This window comes from Klebsiella sp. 54, assembly GCF_018223875.1.
GTDB lineage: Bacteria > Pseudomonadota > Gammaproteobacteria > Enterobacterales > Enterobacteriaceae > Klebsiella > Klebsiella quasipneumoniae.
This window is the reverse complement of record NZ_JAGRRA010000010.1, coordinates 429,418-446,145: the sequence shown is the minus strand read 5'-3', so window position 1 is coordinate 446,145 and position 16,728 is coordinate 429,418. Positions and strand designations below refer to the sequence as shown.

At 57.6% G+C, this 16,728-nt stretch carries 11 protein-coding genes and 2 pseudogenes; 6 read left to right on the top strand and 7 right to left on the bottom strand.

Going from position 1 to position 16,728, the window contains the following annotated elements:
• Positions 1 to 614: 614 nt before the first annotated feature.
• Together KHQ24_RS20520 and galF are read right to left on the bottom strand one after the other, a co-directional pair.
• Positions 615 to 1,244 (bottom strand): phosphatase PAP2 family protein, encoded by a 630-nt coding sequence (locus KHQ24_RS20520; RefSeq protein ID WP_192137355.1) that lies wholly within the window; start codon positions 1,242 to 1,244, stop codon positions 615 to 617.
• A gap of 315 nt (positions 1,245 to 1,559) precedes the next feature.
• Positions 1,560 to 2,533 (bottom strand): annotated as a pseudogene (gene galF, locus KHQ24_RS20515) (GalU regulator GalF).
• A gap of 757 nt (positions 2,534 to 3,290) precedes the next feature.
• Here galF and KHQ24_RS20510 point away from each other — a divergent pair.
• Positions 3,291 to 4,874, top strand: coding sequence for a TerC family protein (locus KHQ24_RS20510; protein ID WP_048295153.1), 1,584 nt, complete (start codon positions 3,291 to 3,293; stop codon positions 4,872 to 4,874).
• A 418-nt stretch (positions 4,875 to 5,292) separates the two neighbouring features.
• Here the strand turns inward: KHQ24_RS20510 and asmA are convergent, their stop codons facing one another.
• The 4 genes from asmA to alkA all read right to left on the bottom strand — a co-directional run bounded on the left by asmA (position 5,293) and on the right by alkA (position 9,447).
• Positions 5,293 to 7,140 carry an outer membrane assembly protein AsmA gene (gene asmA, locus KHQ24_RS20505; protein WP_004201544.1) on the bottom strand — a complete coding sequence of 616 codons (1,848 nt, stop codon included), beginning with the start codon at positions 7,138 to 7,140 and terminating at the stop codon, positions 5,293 to 5,295.
• Between the two features lie 30 nt (positions 7,141 to 7,170).
• A complete protein-coding gene (gene dcd / locus KHQ24_RS20500) occupies positions 7,171 to 7,752 on the bottom strand; it encodes a dCTP deaminase (protein WP_004151145.1) in 582 nt (193 codons plus the stop codon).
• A gap of 90 nt (positions 7,753 to 7,842) precedes the next feature.
• The gene (gene udk, locus KHQ24_RS20495) at positions 7,843 to 8,484 is read right to left on the bottom strand and encodes a uridine kinase (protein ID WP_002912442.1); all 642 of its coding nucleotides are present in this window, start codon (positions 8,482 to 8,484) and stop codon (positions 7,843 to 7,845) included.
• 114 nt (positions 8,485 to 8,598) lie between these two features.
• Complete coding sequence (gene alkA, locus KHQ24_RS20490; protein WP_048295154.1) at positions 8,599 to 9,447, bottom strand: DNA-3-methyladenine glycosylase 2; 849 nt, start codon at positions 9,445 to 9,447, stop codon at positions 8,599 to 8,601.
• 137 nt (positions 9,448 to 9,584) lie between these two features.
• Between alkA and yegD the strand changes: the two genes are divergently transcribed.
• The 5 genes and pseudogenes from yegD to KHQ24_RS20465 all read left to right on the top strand — a co-directional run bounded on the left by yegD (position 9,585) and on the right by KHQ24_RS20465 (position 14,915).
• Positions 9,585 to 10,937, top strand: coding sequence for a molecular chaperone (yegD, locus tag KHQ24_RS20485; RefSeq protein WP_064157328.1), 1,353 nt, complete (start codon positions 9,585 to 9,587; stop codon positions 10,935 to 10,937).
• A 287-nt stretch (positions 10,938 to 11,224) separates the two neighbouring features.
• Positions 11,225 to 13,081, top strand: a pseudogene (locus tag KHQ24_RS20480) (ATP-binding protein).
• A 14-nt stretch (positions 13,082 to 13,095) separates the two neighbouring features.
• Positions 13,096 to 13,809: a response regulator transcription factor gene (locus KHQ24_RS20475; protein WP_205426230.1), complete on the top strand. Its 714-nt coding sequence runs from the start codon at positions 13,096 to 13,098 to the stop codon at positions 13,807 to 13,809.
• A 237-nt stretch (positions 13,810 to 14,046) separates the two neighbouring features.
• A complete protein-coding gene (locus KHQ24_RS24485) occupies positions 14,047 to 14,187 on the top strand; it encodes a small membrane protein (protein ID WP_004146563.1) in 141 nt (46 codons plus the stop codon).
• Between the two features lie 116 nt (positions 14,188 to 14,303).
• Positions 14,304 to 14,915: a helix-turn-helix transcriptional regulator gene (locus KHQ24_RS20465; protein WP_004201550.1), complete on the top strand. Its 612-nt coding sequence runs from the start codon at positions 14,304 to 14,306 to the stop codon at positions 14,913 to 14,915.
• Positions 14,916 to 15,189: 274 nt separating this feature from the next.
• Here the strand turns inward: KHQ24_RS20465 and KHQ24_RS20460 are convergent, their stop codons facing one another.
• Positions 15,190 to 16,464 carry a dicarboxylate/amino acid:cation symporter gene (locus KHQ24_RS20460; protein ID WP_043520386.1) on the bottom strand — a complete coding sequence of 425 codons (1,275 nt, stop codon included), beginning with the start codon at positions 16,462 to 16,464 and terminating at the stop codon, positions 15,190 to 15,192.
• Between the last annotated feature and the right edge of the window lie 264 nt (positions 16,465 to 16,728).

Sequence of the window (16,728 nt, the reverse complement as noted above, 5' to 3'; positions counted from 1 at the left end):
TGTGTTGCAGCAGGTGGTTTCAGCGACGCTACCGCCCCTGGCTTAACAGCTACCAGCGCACTGACTACCTGAACGGCGTATTTATCGGCCTGTGGGTGATAAATTGGTCAGGCCTTTATTTTTGCGGCGTTAAGTCTACGGGATTTCGGTCACAATTGGGAGTCTTGCTGCCGAATATCTGCCAATTAATGCCGCTTACCCTTTTATTGGCGAAAATAAGCGGGTCAACGCTTAAGATTATTCACTACGCTAATCGGCCATACAGTGAAGCGTTGTTGCCATCCTATCAAGCATGAGACTAACCATCTGTAAAACAAGATATTTTACGGAAAGGTCGCGTCATTCAAAAATCAGATGATGGCGTCTAAGTCAACTACAATTTCTAATAGTTTCCTGGTATCAGAATATTCAGCAGACGTGCTCCAGGTCCTTTCTCAGTGCATTTAAGAAACGTCTCATACCCGCTATATCCAGGCGAATATGAAATAGCAATGTAGTAGCACTTCATTATTTCATAAATATGAATTATCAATTGCCTGTCATATAGTAGATTCTTTTCTTATTTGTCTAATTAACCGGCGAAAACTTAATTTCCCCTGTAAAACAAATGGCGATTACCAGGCCTGCTTATGTAGATCGTTACGCGTAAAGGGTTTATCCAGAGGTCCAATTGCAGTGGCGATTTGCCCCAGCAGGGACTGAGTCGGCGCTTTATTGCCGCTATGCAACAGGATAAGGGGGACCATCACCAGGCACGCGACGCCGCCCCAGGAAATACTTAGGCTTTCCGAATGGGTGGTACGTTTTTGCAGCAGCAGGAACAAAGCGCTGCCAGCAGCACCGAGCAGCAGGCCAGCGATCACTTCCGAGACGGAATGCGCATGGATGACCAGCCGTGAATACCCCACCACTGCGGCTAAAGCATAGCCGGCGGCGACAGCTGCTTTTTGCACACCCGCCGAAAAACGGGCGCTAAGCAGCCATAAGAAGATAGGCCAGAAGGCCGCGGAGAGCGCTGAGTGGCCGCTGAAGCCGGTGTAATCCAACTCGCGAATACCCAGTCCCCAGCCCATAAAGGCCAGTTTGGAGGCGCAGACAATAGCGCCGGTGATGCCGAACAGCAAACTCCACTGCCACGCCAGCAACCGCGACGTTTTACGCAGCATCAGGACCATAAACAGCGCCGCTGCGCTGGGCAGCAAAACGGTGCTATCGCCAAAAAATGAGATGAGTTGCCAGTTCATATACCTGTGATCCTTCGATGATGTCCACTGCCGTGCTCAGGGATTATCCGTAATGTCTGTACCAGCTCGCATGCCAATTCATTTCACATTTTTATGCATGCAAGTGAGATGTTTAAAGCGGAAACATGATCGCAGTCAAGTTTTATTTTCTGCTGACGTTGACCGCTTTCCCTGCACTTTAGGAATTGTCGCACTAAGTGACTATTCATAAAGCATTATTGCCGCTACTCCGACCATTGCACCACAGAGGCCAGAGACAAACTACAAGAAGTCTCCGAAGCCATACGTTTCTTTACAATCGTTATAACATTCACGTTATGAATAATTTCTGCATAACGTTATGAGCGGCGTGGCGAAAGGTTCTGCCCTGCCGCTCATCTTTACGCCAGCGGTCAGGCCAGCAGTTTTTTAATGCTTTCGCGGAATTTGGCACCTTCTTTCAGGTTACGCATTCCGTAGGTGACGAAGGCCTGCATATAGCCCATTTTCTTACCGCAGTCATAGCTTTCGCCGGTCATCAGCATCGCGTCAACAGACTGCTTTTTCGCCAGTTCGGCAATGGCGTCGGTCAGCTGGATACGGCCCCAGGCACCCGGTTCGGTACGCTCCAGTTCGGCCCAGATATCCGCCGACAGCACGTAGCGGCCCACCGCCATCAGGTCGGAGTCCAGGGTCTGCGGCTCGTCCGGTTTTTCAATAAACTCAACGATACGCGCTACCTGCCCTTCCGCCACCATCGGCTCTTTGGTCTGAATCACGGAATATTCGGAGAGATCCCCCGGCATGCGTTTCGCCAGCACCTGGCTGCGACCGGTCTCGTTAAAGCGGGCGACCATGGCGGCGAGGTTATAGCGCAGCGGGTCCGCAGTGCCGCCGTCGAGGATGATATCTGGCAGCACCACGACAAACGGGTTGTCTCCGACTACCGGGCGGGCGCAGAGGATGGAGTGGCCGAGACCTAGCGGCTGCGCCTGGCGCACGTTCATGATAGTTACGCCCGGCGGGCAAATGGCCTGGACTTCCGCCAGCAGCTGGCGCTTCACGCGCTGCTCAAGCAGGGCTTCCAGCTCGTAGGAGGTGTCGAAGTGGTTTTCCACCGCGTTCTTCGAGGAGTGCGTCACCAGGACAATCTCTTTGATCCCGGCGGCGACGATTTCATCAACGATGTACTGAATCATTGGCTTATCAACGATCGGCAGCATCTCCTTTGGAATTGCCTTTGTGGCCGGCAGCATATGCATGCCTAGTCCTGCGACCGGAATAACCGCTTTCAAATTCGCCATATTCATCTTCACCTGTTTGGTTGCAAAACACGCAGTTATGCAAAATTGTACATGTCACAAATCCATTGAAACTGATAATACACGGATACTGCCCGGGCATCTGCCCGCCAAATTCTTAAATTCACTGTCACGTAAAAGAATACACACAACTTCCATTTACCAACAGTTAGAGCTGAGAATAATCTTATTTTCGCTCAGGTTATTCAGCGGCTCGTTTCATGCATGGCGCCATGTGGCGGAGAGGCGCGCCAGGCGGGCTTTCCGGGGCGCCGTGCCCGCCACGCCGCGCCTGTGCCCGCAAAGAATAGATATAGAAAATAAATTTTGCCAGACAATATATTTCAGCATAAACAGCCAGATATGGTGACATATTACCGCAATTCCGCGTCTATGAACTGCGATCTGCCCTATTCTGCGCTCACTTCATAATATGAATTTTGCCGGTTTTGTGAGCGGGCTTCGCGCTTCGCTTCTCCTGTGCGCGTCAATGCTCGCCGTAACGAACCGTGGGATGAAGCCCTTTTACCGCCCTCGCTGATACGCAGCCGAAAAGTTCTTATACCGGCTCGCTTATTCCAGAGCAGTGGCCATGATGTTATTTTTTCACTGTTCTTTACCGGAACATAATTCTTATCGGTTCGCTTTATGTGCTGGAAATATATCCATCCATGGCAGGGCGATATCCGCGTCGTTATTGCATTTTAGACTCATCTTATCCATGATCGTGGTAACACATACCGCAGTCGTACAGGTTTTAATACATATGGAATGGATTGCCGATCCGTCAATCTGGGCAGGTCTCGTCACGCTGGTGGTTATCGAACTGGTGTTGGGCATCGATAACCTGGTCTTTATCGCTATCCTCGCCGAGAAGCTCCCGCCCGCCCAGCGCGACCGCGCGCGGATCACTGGTCTGATGCTGGCGATGGTCATGCGTCTCCTGCTGCTGGCCTCTATCTCCTGGCTGGTCACCCTGACCAAACCGTTAATCGCTTTTCGCGACTTCAGCTTTAGCGCCCGCGATTTAATCATGCTGTTTGGCGGCTTATTCCTGCTGTTCAAAGCGACCGTTGAGCTTAATGAGCGGCTGGAGGGGAAAGACAGCGATAACCCCACCCAGCGCAAAGGGGCGAAATTCTGGGCCGTGGTGGCGCAGATCGTGGTGCTCGACGCCATTTTCTCCCTCGACTCGGTGATCACCGCCGTCGGCATGGTCGACCACCTGGCGGTGATGATGGCCGCCGTGGTTATCGCTATCAGCCTGATGTTGATGGCCAGCAAGGCGCTGACGCGCTTTGTTAACAGCCATCCGACCATCGTGATCCTCTGTCTTAGCTTCCTGCTGATGATCGGCTTCAGCCTGATTGCTGAAGGCTTCAGCTTTATTATTCCGAAAGGCTATTTATATGCGGCAATTGGCTTCTCGGTGATGATTGAAGCCCTTAACCAGCTGGCGCTGTTTAACCGCCGTCGCTTTCTTTCCGCCAATATGACGCTGCGTCAGCGCACCACCGAGGCGGTGATGAGCCTGCTGAGCGGTCAGAAAGAAAAAGCTGAACTGGATGCTGACACAGCGTCACTAGTCGCCGATCAGGATCATCATCCACTGTTTAATCCGCAGGAACGCTTGATGATTGAGCGGGTGCTGAACCTGAATCAGCGCAGCGTCAGCAGTATTATGACGTCGCGCCATGATATCGAGCGCATCAACCTCAGCGCGCCGGAGGAAGAGATCCGCAGCCTGGTGGAAAAAAATCAGCATACCCGCCTGGTGGTGACCGGCGGGAAAGATAATGAAGACCTGCTGGGAGTGGTGCATGTAATCGACCTGCTCCAGCAGTCCCTGCGCCAGGAGCCGCTGGATCTGCAGGCGCTGGTGCGACAGCCGCTGGTCTTTCCGGAGGGGCTGCCGCTCCTCTCCGCGCTCGAGCAGTTCCGTCAGGCCCGCACCCACTTTGCCTTTGTGGTGGACGAGTTTGGCTCCGTCGAGGGGATTGTGACCCTGAGCGACGTGATGGAGACCATCGCCGGCAACCTGCCCAACGAGGTGGAGGAGATCGACGCCCGGCACGATATTCAGCATCATCAGGACGGTTCGTGGACGGTTAACGGCCATATGCCGCTGGAGGATCTGGTGCAGTACGTTCCGCTGCCACTGGATGATAAACGTGAGTACCACACCGTTGCCGGTCTGCTGATGGAGTATCTGCAGCATGTGCCGCAGGTGGGGGAAACCATTGAGATTGACGGTTATACCCTGCGCACGCTGCAGGTCGACAGCCATCGGGTGCAAAAGGTGCAGATCGTCCCGCCGGTAAAGCAGGAAGAGCTGGATTATGAGGTGTAATCCTAAGGGATAAATAACGGCCCGGGGTATCCCGGGCCGTAAAATTGATAGCCAGGTACCCTGTTTATTGCCTGATGGCGCTTCGCTTATCAGGCCTACGGAATAGGCGACACAAACCGGGGAATTACCCCCTGCTGCACAACCCAGGCGGAGTCAAGCGTAGCCGCCGCCCGGCATTAACGTGACATCACACTTTGACGACATGCTCACATCACAGGGAATTGATGCTCTACAGCCGCCACACTGCCTGATGGCGCTTCGCTTATCAGGCCTACGGAATGGCGACACAAACCGGGGAATTACCCCCTGCCGCACAACCCTGGCCGGATCAGGCGTAGCCGCCGCCAGTCATCAACATGACATCACACTTTGACGACAATGACACAGCCCGGAACTCCCGGGCTGCTGGTCTGGACAATTACAGCTTATCGAGCAGCTTTTTGGCGTCTTTGCTCTCTTTGCTGCCTTTATTACGTTCGACCCAGTCGTTGAGGCGCTGCTTCGCTTCATCCTGTAGCTGTTTGCGCAGGATCTGGTCGACCTGCAGGCTGTAGCTCAGCGACTGCCAGTCGCCATAGATGCGCAGCGGGATAGCGGTCTGTTTCAGGCGGTCGATAAGTTTGCCCTCGCCTTTCCAGCCGCCGAGCACGCGCACGTTAAAGCGCATATCGCAGTTCTCTTTCTGCAGATCGAGCTGACCTTCGCCGGTCATCGCCATCACATCGGACTGCCCCTGCAGGCGGTTCAGCGTCACCAGCCCGTTATCCAGCGTGAGCTGGCTGCTCACGGCATCCAGGCGGGTGGCATTGTCATAGTTTTCCTGCGCCCGCACGTTGGTGCTGCGCTCCACGGCCTGTTGCACCAGCTGCTGGAAGTTAAGTCCTTCGGTTCGGGTATCGGTCATCTGGAGCTGCGCCTGGCCCTGCCAGTGACGGCGGAAATCATCCGCGTCAATGCGCGTTCCGGAAAACTCGCCGGTCAGCGACAGCTTGCCGGTCAGGCTTAATGAATAGTTGAAGGCTTTGATCAGCGAACCAATCTCCACGTTCTGCAGCGCCGGCTGGAACGTCGCCTGCGGCGTGTCGCCACGGGCATCCAGAGTGCCGGGGAGAGAGAGCTGCCCGCCGTCGAGGTTGCCCTGCATTTTGCTGACCGTCAGCAGCCCCTGCTGGTTGCTGATTTCGCTCTGCACCTGGGTGAAGTTCAGGCCGCGCCACTGCAACTGGTCGGCGCTCAGGGCCATCCGGCCGTTAAAGCCGCGCAGGCTCTGATAATCTTCGCGCTCATCGCTGTCGGCGATCACCGGACGCAGCGGTCGCGTCTGGCTCTGGCCCTGCTGGCTGGCGCTGCTGTCGGTCGCCGGCGAAGAGGATGCCAGCAGACTGTCAAGATTCAGGGTGGTGGCGTGCAGATCCAATGACCAGTCCGGGCGGTCTCCCAGCACCACGCTGCCGTTGCCGGTGAGGGTGCTGCCGCTGGCCATCAGGTTCAGATTATCAAAACGCAGGGTTTTGCTATCTTCCTGCCAGCTGGCCTGCAGGCTCCCCTGACCATTGATGCCGTCGGGGGGCAGCTCGGCGCCGCGCAGCTGCCAGCTGAGCTGGCTAAAGTCGGCTTTTAACGAGTGCGGATAGTCGCCACCCTGCACGGTGGCGGAGAAGCTCAGCGCCAGGTCGCGCTGGTCGCGGTTGACGCGGCCGGAGAAATCGACGGTGGCCCGGTGGTTCTCATCCTGCTCCATCTGCAGGCGGATGTCGCGCACGGTCACCTGCTCGCCGTTCTCATGCTGGAAGAAGAGCACGCTGTCGGCCACCTGCAGCTGGCGCACATCGTAGGACCATCCGCGGTCCTCCGGAGCCAGCGGCAGGGTGTTGTCATGCGGCACCACCGGCGCGGCGCTGTCGCGAACCGCCTCGGTTTTCGGGGTCAGCTGGATCACCGCCCCCTTGAGCATCACCTGCTTCACCTGCAGCTGGTGCGAAAGCAGCGGCAACAGCGCCACGTCGAGGCGCATGTTGTCGGCGCGGATCACCGGCTCTTCGGCGCCTCGGGCGGTCAGCGTCATGCGTCCGCTGAGAATGCTGAGCTGCGGCCAGACGTGCCAGCGCAACGGGCCATCGAGTTCAAGCTGATAACCGCTGCGCTCTGCCACCTGATGCACCATATAGGCGCGAAAATCGTTGGGATTGACCAGCAATACCAACGAGGTAAGCCCGGCGACAATGACCGCCAGCAGGATCATCAGCGTTGTCAGTATTCGTCTCATGGCACCCTCAGCAACACCCCGTTGACGTTATCAATCCTTGTCGATTCGGCTCGCCACCGCGCCCTGTTGGTCGCGATATTTGGCGTCTTCACGGCGATTATATGGCCGCGCCGCCGGGCCCGATAAGGGTTCAAAGCTTAGCGCGCCGATGGGCATCCCCGGGCGCAGCGCCAGCGGCAGTTTGCCGGAGTTGTAGAACTCAAGCACGATGCAGCCGGACCAGCCCGGGTCGATGCGGTGCGCAGTCACGTGCACCATCAGCCCCAGGCGCGCCAGCGAGGAGCGTCCGTCAAGCCAGCCCACCAGGTCGGCAGGCAGGGTGACCGACTCGTAGGTCACCGCCAGCGCCAGTTCGCCTGGATGCAGGAAAAAGGCCTCCCCTTCCGGCAGAACGATCTCTTCGCTCATCACGCGGTCCAGCGCGGCGCTGACCTCGGCCTTCGGGCCGCTTAAATCGATAAACGGCGCCGTGTGGCCGCGGAAGGTGCGGAATTTATTACCCAGCCGTACATCAACCGTCGCGCCATTAATACGCTCAACGGGCGGGCGCGGATTGATGGCCAGTCGCCCTTCATCCAACCAGGCTTCGATATCTCGGTCACACAGACGCATGGGCTTTCTCCTTATAAGGCTGCTTCCCGCACGCTTCGCGGCGGAGAGGGCAACAGGGCTACTCTTTGCACGTTACACAATTCGGCCAGGTTATTCAAAGAACTGACTGATTTTGGCCTTCAGAATATCAATCGCGATGCGGTTTTTGCCGCCGCGCGGCACGATGATGTCGGCATACTGCTTCGACGGCTCAATAAACTGCAGGAACATCGGGCGCACGGTTTTCTGATACTGGGCCATCACCGAGTCCATGGAGCGGCCGCGCTCGTTTACGTCGCGCTTAATGCGGCGCATCAGGCAAATATCGAGCGGGGTGTCGACGAAAATAGAGAAGTTGAGCTCGTTACGCAGACGCGCGTCGGTCAGCAGCAGGATCCCTTCAAGAATAATCACCTTCTTCGGCTCGACGTGAATGGTGTTCGGCGTGCGGGTATGCTCGACGTAGCTGTAGACCGGCAGTTCAATCGGCTGGCCGCTTTTCAGCATCTGCAGGTGCTGGAACAACAGACTGTGGTCCATTGAGCTCGGGTGGTCATAGTTGGTTTTGACGCGCTCTTCCATCGACAGATGACTTTGATCTTTGTAATAGCTGTCTTCTGGAATGACGCCAATATGTTCGTCGCCAACTTGTTCACGCAATTCGCGATAGAGAGTACTGGCAATAAGACTTTTGCCAGAAGCCGATGCGCCGGCGATACCTACAATGACGCACTGATGGGACATATCAGTCATAAATTTTTGCGACCTGATTAACCTGGATAGAGATGGAGGGTGGCGGCGGACCGCCAAACGCGGCAATTATAGGGATTTCAGCGTCCCGATACCAGTGGTATGCGCCCCGGACGGCTATTCCGCCGCCGGCGCCCAGTCATCGGTATACCAGATATGCAACAGCGCATAAGATCGCATCGGCTGCCAGCGGCGGGCATAGCGGGCGATGGCGGCTGGCGTCATTCCCGGAAAGCGCTGTTTAATCAGGTAGTCGTCCGGCAAAAAGATATCCTTCGCCTGCCAGCCGCGCAGGGCAAAGTAGTTTGCCGTCCAGCGGCCAATCCCGGGCAGAGTCTGCAGCTGACGCAGCCCGGCGTCGATGTCCGCTGGCGCCGTCAGGGGCAGCTCGCCGCTGAGCGCCGCCCGGGCGAGGTGGATCAGCGCCTCCGCGCGGCGAAGCGGCATCCCCAGCGCCTTCAGCCCCTGCGGATCGGCCCGGGAGAGCGCCTCCGGCGTCGGGAATAAGACATAGCCGGGGGCGTCCGCCAGCGGTTCGCCCCAGCCGGCCGCCACTTTGGCGGTGAGCCGGGCGGCCATCGCCACGCTCACCAGCTGGCCGAGCACCGCGCGCACCGCCTGTTCGAAAGCGTCCAGCGCCCCGGGCAGGCGCAGCCCCGGTCGCGCCTGCGCCAGGTCGCCCAGCGTGCGAGCGACCTGCTGCGGGTCGCAGGCCAGATCGAACAGCTGGCCAATTCGCGCATAGCAGATCTCAGCCACCGGCTGCAGCCCCGGGGAGAGCGTCACCCGCAGGCCCTGCGCCTCCTCGTCCGGCGCCAGATGAATCAGCCCGCCGTGGCCTGCTACGCGAAAGCTGCGGCTGTAGCCGCCGTCATGAAAACGCTCAACGCCAGCGACTGCACGCGCCTGCAGAAAACCAACCATCCACGCCCAGTCGTAAGGCGGGGTCCAGGGTAACAACACCATAAGCTCTCCTTTATATAGCGTTTCAATGATAGTCGCCCTTCACCGTCAGCGCCTTGCTTTTAAATTCCGGTTGTCGGCATGACGGCGATCCGCTAAAGTCGCCCCCCTTCTTCACCGGCATGGGGATTTTGCAGACGATGTTTATTGGTTTTGACTACGGCACCGCCAACTGTTCGGTGGCCGTGATGCGGGAAAACAAGCCCCAGCTGTTGACGCTGGAAAACGGCAGCGCGCTGCTGCCCTCGATGCTCTGCGCGCCGACGCGCGAAGCGGTCAGCGAGTGGCTCTATCGCCATCACAATGTGCCTACCCACAGCGACGAAAACCAGGCGCTGCTGCGCCGGGCGATTGCCGCCAACCGCGACGAAGACATCGAGGTGCTGCGCAACAGCGTGCAGTTCGGCCTCGCCTCACTGCATCAATATGTTGAAGATCCGCAAGAGGTCTACTTCGTTAAATCGCCAAAGTCCTTCCTCGGCGCCAGCGGCCTCAAGCCGCAGCAGGTGGCCCTGTTTGAAGACCTGGTCTGCGCCATGATGCTGCACATCAAACTGCAGGCGGAAAGCCAGCTGCCCGAGCAGATTGACCAGGCGGTGATTGGCCGACCGATTAACTTCCAGGGCCTCGGCGGCGACGACGCCAACGCCCAGGCGCAGGGGATCCTTGAGCGGGCCGCCCTCCGCGCCGGTTTTCGCGACGTGGTCTTCCAGTTTGAACCGGTGGCCGCCGGCCTGGATTTCGAAGCTACCCTCAATGAAGAGAAGCGGGTGCTGGTCGTCGATATCGGCGGCGGCACCACCGACTGTTCCCTGCTGCTGATGGGCCCGCAGTGGCGGGAGCGCGCCGACCGCCAGCAGAGCCTGCTCGGCCACAGCGGCTGCCGCATCGGCGGTAACGACCTCGACATTGCCCTGGCCTTTAAATGCCTGATGCCCCTTCTCGGCATGGGCGGCGAAACGGAGAAAGGCACCGCGCTGCCGATCCTCCCGTGGTGGAATGCGGTGGCGATCAACGACGTCCCGGCGCAGAGCGATTTCTACAGTACCGCCAATGGCCGACTGCTGAACGATCTGCTGCGCAGCGCCCGGGATGCCGATAAGGTGGCCCTGCTGCTGAAGGTCTGGCGTCAGCGTCTGAGCTATCGCCTGGTGCGCAGCGCCGAAGAGAGCAAAATCGCCCTCTCCAGCGCCGCCCGCGTTGAGACCGCGCTGCCGTTTATTCAGGACGAGCTGGCTACCGATATCGCTCAGCAGGGTCTGGAAGCGGCGCTGGATCAGCCTCTGGCCCGCATTATGGAACAGGTGCAGCTCGCCCTCGATAGCAGCCAGACCACCCCGGATGTGATCTATCTTACCGGCGGTAGCGCCCGCTCGCCGCTGATCAAAAAGGCGCTGGCGGCCCGGCTGCCCGGTATTCCGCTGGCCGGTGGCGATGATTTTGGCTCGGTAACCGCCGGGCTGGCCCGCTGGGCGCAGGTGGTTTTCCGCTAGTCCCCCTGGCGCTGCCGCGCAGCAGGTCTGTCCTGATCGTGGCGCTGCAGATTACGCTGGAATATTCCTGGTCTCCCACGCAAAATGGCCTGTTCTTCCGGACAGGCCTGTCCACTTTCCTCCGCTTCCGGGGGCGTATTATCCATACCGTAGCCAGTCGTCTGCGGTCAGTAATCTTTGCATGCCGCAAGGGGGCGTGATTGAAAAGGGTGTCTGCGATTTTCGCGGCGGTCCGGCGTTGCCGGCCGCAGTTCCTGGCAGGCTGGCTGGTCAGCTGCGGATTGCTCTTGCTGCTGATCGCTCCGCAGGCGCAGTCGGCGCCCCGACAACTGGGGACGGATATCCCCGTCGAATGGTACGCGGACGACAGCGGCCAGATGACCATCGATCGCTTTGCCGACCTGCCCGTGGACCAGCTCACCACCACCCGGCAAATCCCCTCCTTCGGCTATTCACGCAAAACCCTGTGGCTGCGCAGCGAGCTGCCGGGTGATTGGTTTGCCGGCGAGTCGCGCTGGCTGCAGATTGGTCCCTCTTTCGTCGACCACCTGACTCTCTATTACCGGCCACTGGGCAGCGACGCGCCGTGGACAGCGCGTACCTTTGGCGACCGCGACCCGGCCCGCGAGAGCGATCTTCACTATCGGGAAAGCGTGCTGATCCTCCCTCCGCCGCCGACCGCCGCCGGCTATGAGATAGTCTTTCGTCTGCAGAGCACCAGCACTCTGATCCTGCTGGCCTCGCTCTCCTCGCCGCAGGCCTACGTGCAACGGGCCGCCGCCGACACCGCCTTCTGGAGCTTCTATTTTGGTCTCGCGGCGGTCGCCAGCGGCGTGGCACTGTGGCTGGCCCTGGCCCTGCGCCGGCGTCTGCTATGGGGCATCTGCTTCTTCTCGCTCAATTATCCGCTGGTGGCTGCCCTGCACGGCTTCCCGGAGTGGTTCTTCGGCCACGCCGCACTGCCCTTCCAGGACTTTATGATCAGCAGCCTCTCGCTGTTCAGCTATGCCACCGCCCTCTGGCTGCACAGTGAGATATTCGATTTAAAGAAAAATATGCCGCGGCTTTACCGGCTGCTGATCGCCGCTGTGGTCCTCAACCTGCTGCTGCAGGTCAGTATTCCGCTGGGTTTTTACGGCCTCGCGATGCAGATTGAAGGAGTGATCTTTATCATTATCACTCCGGTGCTGCTGTTCACCTCCTGGTGGCTGTGGCGCAAAAAAGCTATCGACCGCAACACTCTCCTGCTGGGGCTCCTGCCGCCGTTCTATGTCGCCGCCGCGGTGCTGGTGCAGCTGTCGATCCACGGTATTATCCCGTTTCATATGGCGATCTATTCCCTCTGGCAGTATGCGCTGATCGTCCACATCATTACGGTGCTGATCATTGCCATCCTGCGGGTGCGGGCTGAAAACCGCCAGCTGGAGCAGAAGCAGCGCCTGGCGCGCGAGCTGCAGATTGAGCGCGAGGCCAGCTTCCACCAGCGGTAGTTTATGGGCATGGTGGCGCACGAATTCCGCACCCCGCTGGCGGTGATCCAGGCTGCGCTGGAGAATCTCCGCCTCTCGGCGGCCTCCGCCAGCCAGGAGGCGCGCTTCGATCGCATCGGCCGCGCCGCCACCCGTCTGGTACAGCTCACCGATAACTGCCTCGCCGACGCGCGCCTCGCCTCCCACGATCTGCACGTTGACCGCCAGCAGACCGCCCTGCTGGCGGTGATCAACATGGCCGCCTCGGTGGTAGCCATCTCCCATGATCACTACCTGAACATCCGCCATCACGGCGCGGTGGAAAGCCCCCAGCTGCAGGCCGATGCCGGTCTGCTGTGCATCGCCATCGCTAACCTGCTGGATAACGCGGTCAAGTATTCGCCGCCGGGCGAAATCACCATCGATATTCACGCTGATGCCGGGCAAACAGAGCTGCGCATTCGCGACTACGGCCCTGGGCTCCCCGCCGGACAGGCGGAACTGATCTTTGAGCGCTATCGCCGCGGGGAACATACGTCGCCGGTGCCGGGCGGCACCGGTCTCGGACTGTATGTTGCGCGTCAGATCGTGCAGGCTCATGATGGCAAACTGTGGCTGGCCGAGCATGGCCCGGACGGCTGCACCTTTATTCTCACCCTCCCCACGGTTGCTTAAGAGGAGAACGACGCATGGCTTTACGGCTGGCGATAATTGAAGATAACCCCGATCTGCTGGATGAACTGCTGGCCTGGTTGGGCTATCGCGGCTTCGAGGTATGGGGGACGCGGAGCGCTGAGGCATTCTGGCGGCAACTGCACAGCCATCCGGTGGACATCGTGCTGATTGATATCGGTCTGCCCGGCGAGGATGGCTTCAGCGTGCTGAGCTACCTGCACGAGCTGGGGCACTACGGTCTGGTGGTGGTCAGCGCCCGCGGCCAACAGCAGGATAAACTGCAGGCGCTGAGCCTCGGGGCCGATGCCTATCTGATCAAGCCGGTTAACTTCGCCCATCTCGCGGAGACCCTGACCGCCCTCGGCGCCCGCCTGCAGCAGGATCGGCCGGCCCCTCAGCAGCCAGAGATGGCCAGCGCCGCCCCCGCTCCCGCTCCCGCTCCCGCTACCGGACTGTGGCGTCTGCATGAGGATAAACTGATCTCCCCAGACGCCCGGGCGCTGGAATTAACCCAGCAGGAATATCGCCTGGTGGAACTCTTAATGCGCAATCGCAACGAAGTGTGTAGCAAACTGGATCTTCATGCTTGCCTGTTTGCCCATGAAAGCGAGCCTGACCTGCACCGTATCGACGTGGTGGTTAGCCGCCTGCGCCACAAGGCTCGCCAGCAGGGGATCCACCTGCCCGTACGCGCAATCTTTGGTAAGGGGCTGGCCTTTATCTCCTGAACGACGGGGCATGTCGGCGGCCGCGCGGGATATGAATGACTCGCAAGTGTTAATTTTTCTCATTTTCTGAGAGAAATGAGAGGAATGAGACTGACGATAACCTTAAGAACTTTCTTATAGTGCTACTACATCAGGATGATGTCGTATGATTTTCATCGGACAGAAAAGCATATAACAAAACGTATTAGCCGTTCGCGGCAAATTCTGACACCATGCAACACAAACAAGGTATAAACAATGGCCATGCAAACGTGGTTAGTTTTATTGCTATGCATTTTTTTCTTCAGCATCTCTGTATACAGTTTTATTTCCTATCTGAAAGACAGGAGACGGCAGAAATTTACCTTTAACGATAAGCGTTCAATGCGTCGTAAATAATTCACTGTAGAATAATAAAAACATATTGTAGGTACTTTAATACAGTCAACACACCGCATACGCCCGGAGGATGTGTCACAGCATGGCGTTATGTTTTTGCGTAAGGAAATAACGCCATGAGAAACATTAATGTCACCATCAACACCCGCAATACCTTTGTCCGTGAATCGCTGATGGCTATGGTCAATGACCTCACGCAGGGCGAAATACGGGCGCGTTTTTCCTGGCGTAATAATGACCTGTCAGGGGAAGACATCATCATTTGCGAAGTGATCCCCGGCGAAATCTACCTGTGCAATACGCTGATTAAAAACAGGAAAAAAGGCAGTTCGCTGATTATCCTCCACAGCTACGACCAGTTGCCGGAAGATGATTTCATGATTAACTGCCTGAAAGGGGTTATTTTTGTTTCGCTAAAAACCGCCAGTATTCCGCAACTGCTGACAATCATTAAAAGCGAGCTCCAGCATTGTATGAGCCCGTCAGCCACCGACGCCGCGGGTCGGGAACTCAGCTGCGCCAGCTGCCCGCACCGCGTGCTGTCGCGCTCGCAGACCGCCGTGGTGCACGGTATTCTCGAAGGGATGGATATGAGTAAAATCGCCGCCCTGCAGCGCGTCAGTCCCCGTACCGCCGCCTATCATAAAAATAAGATTATGGAAAAATACAGTCTGAATAATAACCATGACTTTTTCCAGTTTATGAATCTGTTACGAGAGCGCTGGTAGGTAAATAGCGAGCAGAAGAGAATAAGATATTCGCCTGGCGATATTGTCGTAAATCCGAAAATAGCCACAGGATGCTAAAAAAGCGCCAGCGCTGCCAGACATAACGTTAAACTCTGACGCTTCCTCGGTATAAAGACGTTACCGCGCGCCTTTATATAAGAAAAAAGACTATTTACGAGGAAAACTGATACTTCGTCACATTGCCCCTGACGTGCCTGTCAGGGGTCTTTTTTTCGGTGTGGAATGGCGCCCTCTGCGCGAGGGCGCGGCAGGATCAGGCTTCCACTTTCTCCACTTGCCAGTCCGGCTGCGCTTCCTCGTCGGTCATCAGACCTTCGTTTTTCGACAGCATAGCGGTGGCGATGCCGTTACCCAGTACGTTGATGGCGGAGCGCCCCATATCGAGGAAATGGTCGATGCCCATCAGCAGCAGGATCCCGGCAACCGGGATATGGAAGCTGGGGATAGTGGCCGCCAGCACCACCAGCGCCGAGCGCGGTACCCCGGCGATGCCTTTCGAGGCCAGCATCAGGGTCAACATCATGACCGTAATCTCGCTAAAGCTCAGCGGGACGTTATAGGCCTGGGCGATAAACATCGCGGCGAAGGAGCAGTAGACCATCGAGCCGACGAGATTAAACGAGTAGCCAATCGGCAGAACGAACGAGACGATATTGCGCGAACAGCCAAACTTCACCAGCCGTTCGAGGGTCTTCGGATAGGCCGCCTCCGAGCTGCTGGTGGTAAAGGCTACCAGCACCGGATCTTTCAGCATGTTCAGCAGACGGAAGACCTCTTTCTTCAGCACCATATAGCCGACGGCAATCAGCACCGCGCTGGTCAGCAGCACCGCCAGGTAATAACCGCCGATGAACGAAGCGTAGTTGAGTAAAATCCCCAACCCCTGCGAGGCAATCACCGACGAGATGGCGGCGAAGATGGCCAGCGGCGCAACGTACATCACATAGCCGGTCACCTTCAGCATAATGTGCGACACCACGTTAAGGGCCGCCACCAGCGGAGCATTAAACTTCTCGCCCAGCGACGCGCCGGCGATGCCAAAGAACATCGAGAACACCACGATCTGCAGGATCTCGTTGTTGGCCATCGCCTCGGTGATGCTGGTAGGGATGGTATGCGACAGGAACCCTTTCAGGGTCATGCCGCTGACCGCCAGGCCGGTATCCACCGCCTCTTTCGGTACCGTCAGGTTCAGCCCGGCGCCCGGGTGCTGGAAGGTGACGATCACCAGCCCGACGAGAATGGATAATACCGATGAAGTGATAAACCACACCATCGCCTTACCGCCCACCCGGCCGATGGTCGCCGTCTCGCCGAGGCGCATGATCCCGACCGTCAGGGTGCTGAACACCAAGGGCGCGATAACCATTTTGATTAAGCGCAGAAACAGATCGGTCAGCAGCGTGATGTTGTCTGCCCAGGCGGAGATAGTAGTCGGCGTCGCGTAGGCATGGATAGCCGCGCCGGAGAGGATCCCCATCAGCATAAAAACGACGATGAAGAGCGTGAGTTTGTTTGCGTTTGCCACAGCAATGACCCCTGATTATTTAACACGTTGATTTTTAAGTGCATATTTTATTATTATGGGAATGCACGGATTTATTCACCGCATAAATCTAATTAAAGCCCCCGCGGATACAACTATTTTTTGCTTTTTTAAACTAAAAGTTGATATCACACCGGAAATCAGCGGCGAGAACGCCCGGCGTCGCGGCCGTTATCCAGACATTTCTCAACCTTCTTTTCATAATTCCTCCATTTTTACGGCCCCTTCCCTCACTAAACTAGTATC

What these genes read in the sequence shown, in the direction of transcription:
- asmA (WP_004201544.1), bottom strand. Translation starts at nt 7,140, where the DNA reads ATGAGACGAATACTGACAACGCTGATGATCCTGCTGGCGGTCATTGTC.
- KHQ24_RS20520 (WP_192137355.1), bottom strand. Translation starts at nt 1,244, where the DNA reads ATGAACTGGCAACTCATCTCATTTTTTGGCGATAGCACCGTTTTGCTG.
- KHQ24_RS20475 (WP_205426230.1), top strand. Translation starts at nt 13,096, where the DNA reads ATGGCTTTACGGCTGGCGATAATTGAAGATAACCCCGATCTGCTGGAT.
- udk (WP_002912442.1), bottom strand. Translation starts at nt 8,484, where the DNA reads ATGACTGATATGTCCCATCAGTGCGTCATTGTAGGTATCGCCGGCGCA.
- KHQ24_RS20510 (WP_048295153.1), top strand. Translation starts at nt 3,291, where the DNA reads ATGGAATGGATTGCCGATCCGTCAATCTGGGCAGGTCTCGTCACGCTG.
- KHQ24_RS20465 (WP_004201550.1), top strand. Translation starts at nt 14,304, where the DNA reads ATGAGAAACATTAATGTCACCATCAACACCCGCAATACCTTTGTCCGT.
- yegD (WP_064157328.1), top strand. Translation starts at nt 9,585, where the DNA reads ATGTTTATTGGTTTTGACTACGGCACCGCCAACTGTTCGGTGGCCGTG.
- dcd (WP_004151145.1), bottom strand. Translation starts at nt 7,752, where the DNA reads ATGCGTCTGTGTGACCGAGATATCGAAGCCTGGTTGGATGAAGGGCGA.
- alkA (WP_048295154.1), bottom strand. Translation starts at nt 9,447, where the DNA reads ATGGTGTTGTTACCCTGGACCCCGCCTTACGACTGGGCGTGGATGGTT.
- KHQ24_RS24485 (WP_004146563.1), top strand. Translation starts at nt 14,047, where the DNA reads ATGGCCATGCAAACGTGGTTAGTTTTATTGCTATGCATTTTTTTCTTC.